12 protein-coding genes are annotated in these 15,432 nt (G+C 34.4%); 6 read left to right on the top strand and 6 right to left on the bottom strand.

Features of this window, described 5'->3' with window-relative positions; translation table 11 throughout:
• Position 1 precedes the first annotated feature (1 nt).
• Positions 2 to 1,447 (bottom strand): uroporphyrinogen-III C-methyltransferase, encoded by a 1,446-nt coding sequence (locus A9G03_RS05690; RefSeq protein ID WP_065798654.1) that lies wholly within the window; start codon positions 1,445 to 1,447, stop codon positions 2 to 4.
• Between the two features lie 733 nt (positions 1,448 to 2,180).
• Between A9G03_RS05690 and gmk the strand changes: the two genes are divergently transcribed.
• Positions 2,181 to 2,804, top strand: a complete 624-nt coding sequence (gmk, locus tag A9G03_RS05685; protein WP_065633419.1) for a guanylate kinase — start codon at positions 2,181 to 2,183, stop codon at positions 2,802 to 2,804.
• 154 nt (positions 2,805 to 2,958) lie between these two features.
• On the opposite strand, the gene gloA is transcribed toward gmk, so the two are convergent.
• Together gloA and A9G03_RS05675 are read right to left on the bottom strand one after the other, a co-directional pair.
• Complete coding sequence (gene gloA / locus A9G03_RS05680) at positions 2,959 to 3,366, bottom strand: lactoylglutathione lyase (RefSeq protein WP_065633420.1); 408 nt, start codon at positions 3,364 to 3,366, stop codon at positions 2,959 to 2,961.
• A gap of 243 nt (positions 3,367 to 3,609) precedes the next feature.
• Entirely contained in the window at positions 3,610 to 4,110 is a 501-nt protein-coding gene (locus A9G03_RS05675; protein WP_065633421.1) for a glycine zipper 2TM domain-containing protein, read from the bottom strand.
• A gap of 168 nt (positions 4,111 to 4,278) precedes the next feature.
• Here A9G03_RS05675 and A9G03_RS05670 point away from each other — a divergent pair, with 168 nt between their 5' ends.
• The 3 genes from A9G03_RS05670 (at position 4,279) to pgm (ending at position 6,729) form a co-directional block, all read left to right on the top strand.
• A complete protein-coding gene (locus tag A9G03_RS05670) occupies positions 4,279 to 4,473 on the top strand; it encodes a hypothetical protein (RefSeq protein WP_065798653.1) in 195 nt (64 codons plus the stop codon).
• A 22-nt stretch (positions 4,474 to 4,495) separates the two neighbouring features.
• The gene (locus A9G03_RS05665) at positions 4,496 to 5,008 is read left to right on the top strand and encodes a hypothetical protein (protein ID WP_065798652.1); all 513 of its coding nucleotides are present in this window, start codon (positions 4,496 to 4,498) and stop codon (positions 5,006 to 5,008) included.
• Between the two features lie 83 nt (positions 5,009 to 5,091).
• Positions 5,092 to 6,729, top strand: coding sequence for a phosphoglucomutase (alpha-D-glucose-1,6-bisphosphate-dependent) (gene pgm, locus A9G03_RS05660; RefSeq protein WP_065798651.1), 1,638 nt, complete (start codon positions 5,092 to 5,094; stop codon positions 6,727 to 6,729).
• 354 nt (positions 6,730 to 7,083) lie between these two features.
• Here the strand turns inward: pgm and A9G03_RS05655 are convergent, their stop codons facing one another.
• The 3 genes from A9G03_RS05655 to ubiG form a co-directional block, all read right to left on the bottom strand.
• The gene (locus tag A9G03_RS05655; RefSeq protein ID WP_065798650.1) at positions 7,084 to 8,649 is read right to left on the bottom strand and encodes a hypothetical protein; all 1,566 of its coding nucleotides are present in this window, start codon (positions 8,647 to 8,649) and stop codon (positions 7,084 to 7,086) included.
• Positions 8,650 to 9,104: 455 nt separating this feature from the next.
• The gene (guaB, locus tag A9G03_RS05650) at positions 9,105 to 10,571 is read right to left on the bottom strand and encodes an IMP dehydrogenase (protein WP_065633426.1); all 1,467 of its coding nucleotides are present in this window, start codon (positions 10,569 to 10,571) and stop codon (positions 9,105 to 9,107) included.
• A gap of 134 nt (positions 10,572 to 10,705) precedes the next feature.
• The gene (gene ubiG / locus A9G03_RS05645; protein WP_065798649.1) at positions 10,706 to 11,422 is read right to left on the bottom strand and encodes a bifunctional 2-polyprenyl-6-hydroxyphenol methylase/3-demethylubiquinol 3-O-methyltransferase UbiG; all 717 of its coding nucleotides are present in this window, start codon (positions 11,420 to 11,422) and stop codon (positions 10,706 to 10,708) included.
• A 463-nt stretch (positions 11,423 to 11,885) separates the two neighbouring features.
• Here ubiG and A9G03_RS05640 point away from each other — a divergent pair, with 463 nt between their 5' ends.
• Both A9G03_RS05640 and htpG read left to right on the top strand, forming a co-directional pair.
• Positions 11,886 to 13,253: a sodium-dependent transporter gene (locus A9G03_RS05640; RefSeq protein WP_218837095.1), complete on the top strand. Its 1,368-nt coding sequence runs from the start codon at positions 11,886 to 11,888 to the stop codon at positions 13,251 to 13,253.
• A 300-nt stretch (positions 13,254 to 13,553) separates the two neighbouring features.
• Positions 13,554 to 15,428: a molecular chaperone HtpG gene (gene htpG / locus A9G03_RS05635; RefSeq protein WP_065633428.1), complete on the top strand. Its 1,875-nt coding sequence runs from the start codon at positions 13,554 to 13,556 to the stop codon at positions 15,426 to 15,428.
• The last annotated feature ends 4 nt before the right edge of the window (positions 15,429 to 15,432 follow it).

Below are 15,432 nucleotides of genomic sequence, written 5' to 3'. Positions count from 1 at the left end.
CCTATTTAGCCAACATTGAACGCACACGCGATTGCATTAATTTTTCTAATTCCGTCGCGCTTGCTAATTTATCTGGAACAGATTGATTACTGATTGATTGACTTTGTAAATTCTCAAGATCATCTAAGAAAGCCTTAACATCAGGCGCATTACCATCAAAATAAGCATTAACCCATAATGCAGCATCACTCAAAGCTCGTTGGTAAACAAGATCTTGATGTCTTGGTACAGCCTGAGCTGCAATCAATAAACGAAAACGAATATTTTCACGTAAATAGAGTGATTGTTCTAAATTTAGTGGTGTTTTCAATATTTGACATCTCACAATCTGTTTTTCATCTTTTTGAGCTTTAGATAAACAAGTTGCAAAATTTTTCTCATTTTCATCAATTTTTTCAATGGTAATGAATTTATCTAAAAATGACTCAGCATTAGTTAATAAATTTTTTGACCAATCGAAAACAGACGACGTTATTTCGTGATGATTATTTTTCTCTGTTGGCTCTTCGGTTATTTCTTTTGAAGTCGATGGAGCATTAACTGATTGCGCTGATGATATGTCATCATTATATTGTGTCATCCCTAAATCTATTTCTTTGTAATTTCCAACCAACGGTAACTCTGTTAGGGATTCAGAAAGTCCAATTAAATTCATCACAATACCATCATAGTCAATAAAACTGACTTTTGACAGTGAAGTAATATCTTGATTAATCGCTTGTCTTGCCGGTATCAAGCTAGGATCATCAGCTTGCGCTAAACTTTCATCTGCACTTTTAAGCAATAATCGAGCGGTTGAATAATCTTGATCATTCCAAATTTTTCTACCCGCTAAATGTACCAGATAATTTGCTTGAGATATCAACCACACACTGTTATCTGTTGTTGACATAGCCGAAAGGCGCTCGTTTAAATTATGGAAATTTTGTTCATTTAATTTTGAAGCATCATTGATTTGATTGGTTAACTCTTGTTGATTTTTTTGTTGGTCATTAAGTTGGCGATCAACTCGCTGTTCCAAAGATGAAAATTGTTGGTTTTGCTTGTTTACCGCATCGGTGATGCTATTTTGCAAATCATGAACAATACTATCTTTGGTACTTTGTTTCAAATTGGCAAGTTCAACTTGTAGACTTGCAATTGTCTTTTTTTGATTTTCGACTTGCAAATGTCCATGATAAAAAACAAAGCCGCCTAAACCAATGGTTAAAGCAATCGCCAAGATGGCTAACTTTGATGTGGGCACTTTATTTGAATTATTTTTAGTAGCTGATAAATTGGATTTTTTTTCAACTTCAGGACTAGATTGGGCATTTATTGGCATTTTTTTATCTTCAGTCATAGTCTTATTCGCTTTATATTCAGTTTTTATTATAGGTGAAAGGCTAAATGAGGTCGTATTTATTGTTGAAAGCGTTGCATTAGCACCATAATATTTTAATGGCATAATTCACTCCACTTAGCTTTGGTTTAAATGACAGTATTATGACATAGAGTCATCACAGTTTTAACTAAAATTTGATTAGTAACAAATCAAATCATTTTAATTAGTTATTTTTAAATTGATTTTGTTGATTAACTTAATCTCTTTATTTTAGTATTTGTCATATTAATTGTTATCCTTTCTAATTAATATTATGTTTTTCAACATTGACCAGTGATTTTATCTTTAGCCTTTCGCTGCTTGATATAACGTGGTTAAACGAATAGAAATAGTGTTATAGGGGTATATGGGCTATATTATTTACCATAGATTAAATGATACTTAAAAATTTTATTGCTAAATAAAGATAACCAAGACATGCATATGGCACATAAAATTTTTGCAATTATTATTTTTTGAGTAGTATTTTATTTATACTTTCATCAAAACTATATTGTGATATCCATACCATAAAAAATTGCTGCTAAAATTAGCAGTTGATCAAATTTATCTTTCTGATCCACATAATAAAATTTAATTATTTTTTATAGTCGTTTTGATGTATCGTCAGCATACTGTTAACTCATTACATTGCAATAATTTTAATAACATATCATTACATCAAGTATAAACATAAGTAATTTTATGTTCGCTATACCACAATCCAGCAAATTATTTTGTTATAATATCTCTATTTCGTTTTAGTTATCTAATTTAGTTATCTAATCAACCTTTTCTTACTAAGTGATAAAATTTTATGTATACAGGAACCTTGTTTATTATTTCAGCACCAAGTGGTGCGGGTAAATCAAGTTTAATTCGGGCTTATTTAGCACAGAATAATCAACATCCGGCTAAAGTCTCAATTTCGCATACCACTCGCGACCCTAGACCGGGCGAACAACATGGCCAACACTATTACTTTATCGATCATAAGCACTTTGAATCGTTAATTGATAATCAAGCTTTTGTTGAATATGCCCATGTTTTCGATCATTACTATGGCACGTCAAAAGCCGAAATTGAAGAAAGTTTATCGCAAGGTATCAATGTATTTTTAGATATTGATTGGCAAGGCGCGCAGCAAGTCAGAAAAAAAATGCCGTCAGCAAAAAGTATCTTTATTTTACCGCCTTCTTTAAAAGAGCTTGAAAACCGCTTAGTAAAAAGAGGACAAGATGACGCCAATGTGATTCAAAAACGGATGCAAAAAGCGCAGGCTGAAATTTCACACTATAACGAGTATGACTATGTGATTATCAATGACGATTTCGATTGTTCATTAAATGCATTAAATTCCATTATTACTGCAGCTAGCTTAGAACAACAAAAACAAAGTATTAGCAATCAACAATTACTAAAAGAGCTACTCAGCAAATAATTATGCATCTGTTATGATGCAATCAATAGCGCAAATTGATTTATATTTTTTTATCATTGTTGACCGTTAACTATGAATATTAAAATGAATTAATCATCATCAATCAGCTAATCTATCGCCGATTTTATTCGGCGATATCAACTTAAATAATTGATTAATTACCTAATGCTTTATCTGCATGGCTATTTTGGATTAATTCTATTTTGTAACCATCAGGATCTTCAACAAAAGCAATAATGGTGGTGCCACCTTTTACCGGTCCTGCTTCGCGAGTCACTTTACCACCTGCTTGTTTAACGTCTTCGCACATTTTTGCTACATCATCCACACCAATAGCAATGTGCCCGAAAGCGCTACCATGCTCATAGCTGTCTGTACCCCAGTTATAAGTCAACTCGATTACCGAACTTGTTGATTCATCGCCATAACCAACAAATGCTAATGAATATTTGTACTCAGTATTTTCACTGGTTCTTAACACACGCATTCCCATTACACGAGTATAAAAATCAATTGATCGTTGTAAATCTCCGACCCTAATCATTGTATGTAATATACGCATCGCTTTATTGTTCCTTTTATAGTAATGATGATTTCAATAATTTTATATATTCATAACGAGCCAATCAAATTTTTTATGCCTGAATTTGCATATTGATAATATATGATGTGGATTGAAGAGAAAGCGTAAAGATTTTATTGGTGAACGACTTACTGCAGATAGTTAAATGAATAATTTTGCGAAAATAGACTTCGCTTAGAACGCTAACAAGCAAAGTCTATTTTATTTAGAAAAAAGGGAAAATTACTTCTTAATTTCGCTATTATAACGAGGCGATGCGCTAATTTGTTTACCATTACTGACTAAACGTACTTTTTGCCCTGCAAAAAAATCATTAGCAGATCCTTTTTGCACAATAACGATGTTACCGCCGTTTTCTCGCTGAATTTCTAGCTCAACTGCACTAGTTTGGCTAGCTTGATTTTCAATTGCACTACCTAACACTGCACCACCGATTGCTCCCGTTGCAATCGCTACAGCTTGCCCTGTACCATTACCTACAGTGTTACCTAAAACGCCACCAAGTACTGCACCACCTAATGAACCTAAAATATTTTCACTTCTACCATCAGAGGCATTAGTTTGGATTTTCACTGGGCGAACAGACACAACTGTACCATAACTAACTTGTTGAACCTGTTTTGCTTGATCTGTTGTATAAACATCGCCAGAATATATATCACTATTACCACAACCCGTTAAAATTGCTGCTAAAATAGCTAAAGTGACGATTTTTTTCATAATTTATTCCTCATATAATTTGAGTATGAGCATGCTCATACTATTTTTTAGCATAATATTCTTTTATAAAAACGACAATATCATTTTCACTATTTTATCACTAGATAATATTATTTCTTAGCAAGTTGAGTTATACTCAGGTTAATAGTTTATCTACCATACAATAAGTATATGAAACGGTTATTTTTTCAATTAATATTATCAGTTATGATATGTGCCTGCCATGATACCAATCAACAACAAAAAAAAGATAATGAAGCAATTGTTGAGAGTAAAAATAAAGATTGTTTATCAGATAATGCAGGCAATAATTTGCATCAACTCGACAATATTGCGATTGCAGCGCAAGGGTGTCCCGTAAAATAACTTAATAGGCATAATTAACATAATGAAAACTATCGAAATAGACGAAGAATTATATCAATTTATTGCAGCACAAACTAAACATATTGGTGAAGATGCATCAAGTATTTTGCGTCGTTTGTTAAAGATCAATCAACCTGTAAAAACAACAATTAATACTACCAGTCAAGCAAACAATCAATATACCTTATTTAATGACTTACTAACGAGTGATACTTTTGTTAATGAAAAATCAATTATAAATCGGTTCATTCTGTTGCTTGGTGCGCTTTACAATTATAACCCAGCTTTATTTTCAATTGCGGCTACATCATTGCATGGCAGTAAACGGCAATATTTGGCAAAAGATAAAGAGTCATTAGAAACATCCGGTAAAAATACAAAGCCGCGTGAAGTAATTGGCACGCCGTATTGGGTGATCAGCAATACCAATACTGCCAGAAAAGTCTATATTATTGAATCAATTATGAGTGATATGGGTATATCAGAAAATATGATTAATCGAGTGATTGAAATTTTTTCATCGCAGAACAAATAAAATCACATGCTTTTATTAAAGAATAAACAACTATAGCTTGTAGCATAGATATAAATAGATAATTTATGAAAGAGGAGTATAAAATGGCAAACCATAGCCGGGCAGGATTATTAGCTGAACCGTCTGATCTCATTGACGTTGAAGCGTTAAGAAATAATTACTATAGCATTAGCCCTGATATAGAGAACGCAAGTCAATTAGTGATTTTTGGTACCTCAGGTCACCGCGGTAGTTCTAACAAAGGTACCTTTAATGAGGATCATATTTTAGCCGTTGCTCAAGCTATAGCAGAATATCGTCAGGCAAATAATATCACCGGTCCATGTTTTATTGGTCAAGACACTCATGCTTTGTCAGAGTTAGCATTAAAATCAGTACTAGAAGTGTTTGTCGCTAATGAACAAACCGTTGTTATCGCCCGCGATTGGGGATTTACTCCAACTCCAGTTATTTCGCATGCTATTTTAACCTATAATCTTGGCAAACAATCACAATTGGCTGATGGTATTGTAATTACGCCTTCGCATAATCCGCCTGAAGATGGTGGTATTAAATATAATCCGACTAATGGTGGTCCTGCCGATACGCATATCACTAAGCAAATCGAAAATCGCGCTAACGAATTACTAAAAAATAAACTCAATGGTGTAAAACGTGTTTCTTTAGAAAAAGCGATTAACTCCTCTTACATACATACTAAAGAGTACGAAACTGATTATGTAAATGATCTTGAAAACATTTTAGATTTAGCATTAATAAAATCTTCTGATCTTAATATTGGCGTTGATCCATTAGGGGGAGCTGGTATCACCTATTGGCCAAGAATTGCTGACAAATATGGTATCAAACTTAATATTGTCAACAATAAAATCGATCCAACTTTCAGCTTTATGCACCTCGATCATGATGAAGTAATTAGAATGGATTGTTCTAGCCGCTGGGCAATGGCGGGATTATTGCAATTAAAAGATAAGTTTGACTTAGCGTTTGGTAACGATACCGATTTTGACCGTCATGGTATTGTAACGCCAAAAGGATTGATGAATCCAAATGCTTACCTTTCGGTTTGTGTGAATTATTTATTCCAAAATCGTCCACAATGGCATAAAGACATAGCTATTGGTAAAACATTAGTAACGAGTTCAATGATCGACCGCGTTGCTAATAGCCTTAATAAAAAATATTTAGAATATCCAGTTGGCTTTAAATGGTATGCTGATGGTCTTTACAATGGAACATTAGGTTTTGCCGGTGAAGAGAGTGCTGGCGCCTCTTTTTTAAGAACAAATGGAAAAGTTTGGGCAACAGATAAAGATGGTATTATTTTATGTTTGCTAGCAGCTGAAATGACGGCAAAAACAGGAAAAAATCCACAAGAACAATACCAAGAACTTGAAGCAAAATTTGGTGTTTCATATTATGGACGGCTCCAAGCACCGGCCTCTTTTACTGAGAAACAAAAATTAGCTAAACTTGATGCCAGCCAGTTAACGACAGATCAGCTTGCAGGTGAAAAAATTACCCAATGTTTAACCACGGCGCCGGCAAATAATGCACCGATTGGTGGATTAAAAGTGATAACTGAAAACGGTTGGTTTGCAGCTAGACCTTCAGGTACAGAAGACGCTTACAAAATTTATGCTGAAAGTTTTATCAGTAACGATCATTTAGCAACATTACAAAAAGAAGCGCAAGAAATTGTTGCCAAAGCTATCAAATAACTGTCACATACTTTGCTGATTTAGCTTAAAATCAGCAAAGGTTATTGAGTTGTTTGTCGTGTTCATAATAATTTGTACCGCAATAAAAGTTTTGCCCAGATCACTATTTGTGTCTGGGCAAATTTTTTACTTCACTCATTTTAAAATGATAGATTCTAAGTTTGTTGGCAATCTTGTCCTCATCAGGGGCTCGATTATCAAGTTTTTTAGAGTATAAAGCACACAACAAAATTATCTGAAAAGTGGTAAATTGTCTATAAAGCCAAAATGTGTTTTTTTATTTTTGTAATACCCCACCTCAATTCAGTATATAAAACAACTAATAACAAAATTGAGGCTATAATATCATCACAGTTATGGACTAACACAAGCAATTTGATGTGAGCTATAGCTTGGATCGTCATACCACATATCACCATCACCAGCATCAATTCTTAATGGGTTACCTTGATAAGTATCGATAGTCCAATACCAATCAATAGGATGCCTTGTTGCCCAGTTTGTGCCAGGATAATGAATAGGTTGATTAAACATGGTTCCCCATTCGTTAAATAATCCGCCTATCCATTTGCCGTTCGTTCCTCTATAACTTAATTGACGACGGTAACCATTTATATTACGACCCGGTATTCCGCCAGACCACATCGAAGTATTAGCATTAGTATAATCAGCCACACTCGGCAGTCGATAACCAATGCCTCGACAATAAGATATTGCGCCATTTTGATTTGAAACAAGATCGGCTGATGGGGTGATATACCAACGTTGTATAGTAAAACTGTAGAGTTTATTCTGCTTAGCTTTGTCAGAATATAACTGAAAAGTAACAGGAGAAAAACTTTTAGGGGCAGTTGAAGTTGTTGGTCCTTTTAGTACTATTTTTACCCCACTTACACTAGTACTATTACCCCAACCCGGCGTATTTTCCGCTGATAGCAATAACGTAACATCACCTGAACTTGATTTAATTGTGCTACCATTGATATTGACGACTTCTTGCGGTGTTATTCCACTTAATAACAAATAAAATCTTAAATTATCTGAACCGGTACTTGGAAAATTTTTAGCAGCTGTATTAATATCTTGTGGAATAAATCCTTTTCCTTTGCCCCAATCGGGACCATCTAAATCTTGATATTCGGTATTATTACTTGAATCGTTTGCTAGATTAGGTTGTGCGTAACAAACTGTCGGTTTATGAGAAATTTGATAACGTTTAGTCACTGGCACATAATCACTTTCTTTAGGAATGCCATATTTAGAATAAGTTTTTAATTGTGCGGTAATTTCTAAGGTTAATGGCAGCGTATAAGCATTATCACAAGCCAATCTTTGACTAATATTTGTTAAAGCTTTACCATTTGCATCATACCATTTAGAACTCGTGAAACTGAGTAGAAAAGGTTTATAAGTATCTATCCCATCGCCATCTTTATCCGCATAATTTAATTTATTATCTAACGAATCATAGTAAAAGTTTTTAACTGAAAAACTTGATGGTTTTAAATTACCGTCAAAAAGATTAACTCCATTCCCTTTCAAATTGCTGCTTGCTTCACTATAAAATACACCACCTACGGTAAATCCATGTTTACTAGCGGCCAAATCTATATTGGCGACTTGCGGCGCATTCCCTTCTATTGCTTTCGCTGTCGCTGCGATCAATGCGTTGGCACAAGTAACAGGTAATAGCAATAAGCCAACAAGTATTATGGTTGTCTTTTTAAAAAAGAGATGAAGATCAAGCGTATTACGCATTAAACGTATAGGTTTGTTAACAAGTTTAAGAGAAATAGAAAAATGTTTTAATAACGTCGCTTTAGAGTAAGTAAATAATAGGTTTCTTGTTAAACCTTTAGATCTGGGGATCAAACAAAATCTAAGACTAAATAATATAAAACGATATCCCTTTTTAATCATATTTTTACCGCTCCTTGTAACGATATAGTTGTTTTTGGCAGAAATCTATAAGGTTATTTTTGTTTAATTTGAAACTTAATTTTCTTAATATATTTCAATACTATAAAAACATAAATGATTTGGGTATCATAAAATAATTAATATCACCTGTAACGGTTATTTGAGTTAAAAATTGTCAATGATTGTTAATTATTTTAAGTTTACAATTTTTTGACATCTTACTTGCAAACTGTGAGATTTATTAAATGATTGATAGTAAATTAGGCAAACGTTTTGAGTTTTTAAAGAATATAACAGATAGATTGATATTTAAATTTTGTCTAGATTCGTCAAGAGTAGGAAATACAAATATGCAATGACTGAAACAATTTATTTAAAAATAATACATTGTTTTATAGAGAGTTAATCATGTTAGATTGGGATCATTTGCTCAATGATCCCTGTATTATTAGATTTTAAACACCTGCACGATAGTTAGGTGGTTCTTTAGTAATAAGTACATCATGTACGTGACTTTCTTTCATGCCCGCACCAGTAATACGATAAAATTTAGCTTTTGTGCGTAATTCATCAATAGTGGCACAACCAGTTAACCCCATACAAGAGCGTAATCCGCCCATTTGTTGATGGACGATTTCTTTCAATAAACCTTTATAAGCGATTCGTCCTTCAATCCCTTCAGGTACTAATTTATCAGCAGCATTATCAGTTTGGAAATATCGATCTGAAGAACCTTTCGCCATTGCACCTAATGACCCCATTCCACGATAAGATTTATAAGCTCGACCTTGAAATAATTCAATTTCGCCGGGTGCTTCTTCGGTTCCAGCAAACATCGATCCAACCATAACACATGAAGCACCTGCTGCAATCGCTTTAGCAATATCACCGGAAAAACGTATGCCACCATCGGCAATAACTGGAATATTGTATTTTTGAGCCATTTCTACAGCGTCCATAATCGCAGTAATTTGTGGCACGCCCACACCAGTGACAATACGCGTTGTACAAATTGAACCAGGACCAATCCCAACTTTAACAGCACTCACACCCGCCTCGATCAAGGCTTTTGCACCTTCGGCAGTTGCAACATTACCACCTATTATTTGTAAATCAGGATACGCTTTGCGAGCTTGACGAATACGTTCAAGAACGCCTTCGGAGTGACCATGTGAAGAGTCAATTAACAGCACATCTACACCTGCTTCAACTAAGGCAGCGATGCGCTCCTCGTTTCCAGCACCAGCACCTACCGCAGCCCCGACACGCAAGCGTCCTTTTTCATCTTTACAAGCATTCGGTTTTTGCTCTGCTTTGTTGTAATCTTTAACGGTGATCATGCCTTTTAAGTGGAATTTATCATCAACAACTAATACTTTTTCAACACGGTGCTCATGCATTTTTTGCAGAACACTTTCACGTTTTTCACCTTCATTGACGGTTACTAAACGTTCTTTAGGAGTCATCACCGCAGTAACAGGTAACGACAAATCGGTGGCAAATCTCACATCCCGAGCAGTAATAATCCCCACTAATTCTTGCGATTTTGTAACAACAGGAAAACCGGCAAAGCCATACTCTTTAGCAAGATCAATAACATGCTGTATTGTTGCTGTTGGTAACACTGAAACTGGATCTTGTACAATACCACTTTCATGCTTTTTAACACGCTTGACATGATTTGCTTGAACGTCTATTGGCATATTTTTATGAATAAAACCAATTCCACCTTCTTGAGCAAGGGCTATAGCCAGATCGGATTCGGTAACAGTATCCATTGCAGCTGAAAGCATTGGAATATTAAGTTTTATTGTTTTCGTTAATTGAGTACTGATATTAGCAGTGTTAGGTAATACAGATGAGTGAGCGGGAACTAATAACACATCATCAAATGTGAGGGCTTCTTTTACGATACGAGACATGACAATATTCACCATTGAGTTGAATTGTTGATAAAATATTGCCGACGTATTCTACCTTTCTTTTTTATGAAAAACTAGTTAAATTTAATATTTTATTGAGTGTTTGTTCACAACCATATAAAAAATTTAATTTGTTAACAATTGTTACTAACCTCTTTTTGCGCCATCATAATATAATTTACATCGACATTCGATCCTAATGTAAATTGATTTTTAAGTAGATGATATTCCATTCCAATAATATCTTTAACCTCTAAACCTGATTGTTCTACCCATAGCATTAACTCTGACGGACGAATAAATTTATTGGCGTCATGAGTGCCCTTTGGGACTAGTCTTGCAATATACTCAGCACCATAAATCAACATCATTTTAGCTTTATAATTGCGATTAATAGTTGATAAAAATAGTTTTCCGCCAGGTTTAAGTAATTTTGCACAAGCGTTAATGATAGAAAAGGGATCGGGAACATGTTCTAATAATTCCATACACGTAATCATATCATAGTAATCACTTTTTTGGTCAGCATGCTGTTCAACGGTCTGTTTCAAATATGTAATAGAAAGACCATTTTGTTGTGCATGAGATTTAGCTACTTGTAATGATTCATCAGCAAGATCGATTGCCGTAACATTAGCACCGAGTTTAGCTAAACTTTCAGATAAAATACCCCCACCACAGCCTACATCTAATACATTTTTTTGCTCTAATGAGCCACATTTTTGCTTAACATAGTCTACGCGTAATGGATTAATAATATGTAGTGGCTTACATTTACCATTGGGATCCCACCATTGGGCAGCCATCTGTGAAAATTTATTGATTTCATTAATATCGATATTTTGTGACATGATTATGTTTTATAAAATTATCAAAACTGAAAATTACTATATTCTAACTATCAGTAATTATCAACAAATAGCCCAAACTATTCTCATTTCATTAATTATGACGACTATAATAAAAACCTAATAGAGATTACAGCTAGCTATACACTCACTCTATCTTTTATTTTTATTATCAAAATAAGTTTTTTATATTCTACTTGTGGGTTATATTTACTGACATTAATTTAATGAGAAAAGTCAATCTAATAGAATAATTAATATGGAAATTATTCAGTAATAGATGCTAATTTACTAATAACGTCAAGCTAAAATTTTAGACAGATATAGTAAATAAAGTAATGTTTTCTTGTTTATAGCTTGGTTTCATGGCATGATCTAACGCTTAATTTATTTAATAAAAAAGCTTTTTGAGCATTTGTTTACACTAAAATTAAACGTTTAATTAAGAGTAAAGGAAAAAATATTCATGAGTACAGGTACTATGAAGAAAAATCACTCACAGTGGAGCTCTCGCATGGGATTTATGCTTGCAGCGGCTGGTTCTGCAGTGGGTCTAGGTAATATTTGGAAGTTTCCATATATGGCAGGTGAAATGGGTGGTTCAGCATTTGTACTCACCTATTTACTGTTCATGTTCATGATTGGACTACCAATTTTAGTTTTAGAATGGTTGATTGGTCGTCGTGGACAAAAAAATCCGATTCACACAATGGAAGATGTCGCCGCTTCTGAAGGACGTTCTAAATCATGGCGTTGGGTTGGTATTATAGGTGTACTTGGCTCATTTTTAATTTTATCTTTTTACAGTGTAATCGGTGGATGGGCTACAGATTATATTGTGCTAGCAGCAGAAGGGACATTTGAAAACGCAACAGGCGAAATTACCGGTCAAATTTTTACTAACTTCCTTGGTAATGTGACTAGCCTACTTACTTGGCATACCGTGTTTATGTTTGCAACTGCATTTATTGTGGCATTAGGTGTCGGCGCCGGCTTAGAACGTGGATGTAAAATAATGATGCCAGGTTTAGGCATTTTACTATTAGTTTTAGTTGGTTATGCGGCTTATGCAAGTGGACCGTCTTTTGGTGTGGCTTGTGAATTCTTATTCTCACCTAACTGGTCAGCATTAAACGGCACAGCTATTTTAGCGGCATTAGGACATGCATTTTTCAGTCTATCATTAGGTATGGGCATTATGATGGCATATGGCTCTTACTTAGGACACGATGTTAACTTGTTATCAACCGCCCGTACAGTAGTAATATTAGATGTTATTGTTGCTGTTTTATCTGGCTTAGCTATTTTCCCATTAGTTTTTGCTAATAATCTGACTCCAGGTTCTGGTCCAGGCTTAATATTTGTTACATTACCAATTGCATTTGGTAATATGGGTGGTGGTTTAATTTTAGGTATTTTATTCTTTATCTTTTTAACTTTTGCCGCGTTAACCTCTTCTATCTCTTTACTTGAACCAACAGTTGAATTGTTAGAAGAAAAAACACATATGGGCCGCAAAACAGCAACCGCTGTTAGTAGTATCATTATTTGGGCATTAGGTATTGCCTGTATTTTATCGTTCAACAAATGGGCCGATGTCACACTATTTGGCAAAAATATTTTTGATATTCTTGACTACTTAACCAGTAAAATTATGTTGCCGGTCACAGGACTTGGTACTGTTATTTTTGGTGCATGGATGATGAATCAAAAACGCATCCGTCAAGAGCTCAACTTAAATCCATTCTGGACTATGGTTTGGACGTTATTAACACGATTTGTTATTCCGGTAGCAATTATCGCTATTCTTATTTTTGGATTTACACCAGAATAATCATTAGAAATGTTGTTAATCAGCCCTGAAGTAATGTCAGGGCTTTTTTTTGGCAACTTTACAAAAAACCAGCAAACTACCGACTAAATTTGCAAACTTCTATTGAAAACTATTTTTTTATTCCCATATAGCAATACAACAATAAATCATATGTTTAAAACAATGTTATTCGATTAACGTTAATGCCTTATTGTATTGATATTTTTTGAAAATAATTGTTAAAGTATAACAATCAGTTAACAATCATTATGGTCACAATCGTTAATTGAATTTACTTAATAGAGTAAGAGGTACTAGTCAATGAGTAAGCAAGGAACCGAAACACGAGGATTTCAATCCGAAGTTAAACAAATTCTTCATTTAATGATCCACTCTTTATATTCTAATAAAGAGATATTTTTACGTGAACTAATCTCTAATGCATCTGATGCTGCTGATAAACTTCGCTTTAAAGCATTAGAAAACCCAAATCTATACGCCGGTGATGGTGAACTAGGCGTACGTATTTCAACCAATAAAGATGCTGGTACGCTAACAATCTCGGATAACGGTATTGGTATGACTCGTGACGAAGTCATTGAAAACCTTGGCACTATTGCTAAATCAGGTACCAAAGCATTTTTAGAATCAATTGGTAGTGATCAAGCTAAAGATAGTCAGTTAATTGGTCAATTTGGTGTCGGTTTTTACTCCGCGTTTATCGTTGCTGATAAAGTAACGGTTAGAACGCGCGCTGCTACTGCAAATGCAGATGAAGCTGTCATGTGGGAATCAGCGGGAGAAGGTGAATACACTATTTCTGATGATCATAAAGAAACCCGAGGAACAGAAATCACTTTACATTTAAAAGACGATGAAAAAGAGTTTTTAGATGACTGGCGTTTACGCTCGATTATCAGTAAATATTCTGATCACATTTCTCTTCCTGTTGAAGTACAAACCACAGACGAAGAAAGTAAAGAAGTTAAATGGGAAAAAGTTAATAAAGCTCAAGCGCTTTGGACAAGAAGCAAATCTGAAATTACTGATGAAGAATATAAAGAGTTTTATAAACATATTTCTCACGATTTTGCCGATCCTTTAAGCTGGAGTCATAATCGCGTTGAAGGTAAACAAGAGTATACTAGTTTACTTTATATCCCATCTAAAGCACCTTGGGATATGTGGAATCGTGATAACAAACACGGCTTAAAACTCTATGTTCAACGCGTATTTATTATGGATGATGCAGAACAATTTATGCCTAACTATTTACGTTTTGTGAAAGGATTAATTGATTCAAATGATCTACCACTAAATGTATCGCGTGAAATTCTGCAAGACAATAAAATTACCCAAAGTCTACGTAATGCGTGTACCAAACGTGTATTACAGATGCTTGAAAAATTAGCAAAAGACGACAAAGAACAGTATCAACAATTCTGGAGTGAGTTTGGTTTAGTATTAAAAGAAGGTACAGGTGAAGACTTCGCTAATCGTGAAGCGATAGCTAAATTATTGCGTTTTGCTTCAACCCATACTGATAGTGATGCGCAAACTGTCTCATTAGAAGACTACATTAGCCGTATGCAAGATGGTCAGGAAAAAATTTACTATATTACTGCTGATAGTTATGGCGCAGCGAAAAATAGTCCTCATCTTGAGTTATTCCGTAAAAAAGGCATTGAAGTTTTATTACTTTCTGATCGTATTGATGAATGGATGATGAGCAATTTAACTGAATTTGATGGTAAACAATTCCAATCAATCAGCAAATCAGACGAATCAATCGAAAAATTAGCCGATCAAGACAGTGAAGAGCAAAAACAAGTTGAAAAAGAACTTGAACCATTTATTGAAAGAGTTAAAAAAGTATTAGGTGATAAAGTTAAAGAAGTCAAATTAACACATCGCTTAACTGATACGCCAGCAATTGTTACTACCGCAGCTGATGAAATGACAACACAAATGGCTAAACTCTTTGCAGCAGCAGGACAAAAAGCGCCAGAGATAAAATATACATTCGAAATCAATCCTGATCACAGCTTGGTTAAACGCGTTGCTGATACCCAAGATGAAGCTGCCTTTAAAGATTGGATCGAATTATTATTAGATCAGTCACTGCTTGCCGAAAAAGGTTCGCTAAGTGATCCAAGTAAATTTATTCAGACCATGAATAAGTTACTTGCACAATAATCTT

It is taken from the genome of Gilliamella sp. wkB171 (assembly GCF_001693755.1).
GTDB classification, from domain to species: domain Bacteria; phylum Pseudomonadota; class Gammaproteobacteria; order Enterobacterales; family Orbaceae; genus Gilliamella; species Gilliamella apicola_F.
The sequence above is the reverse complement of the archived record's forward strand: the minus strand, read 5'-3'. Positions and strand labels throughout refer to the sequence as shown.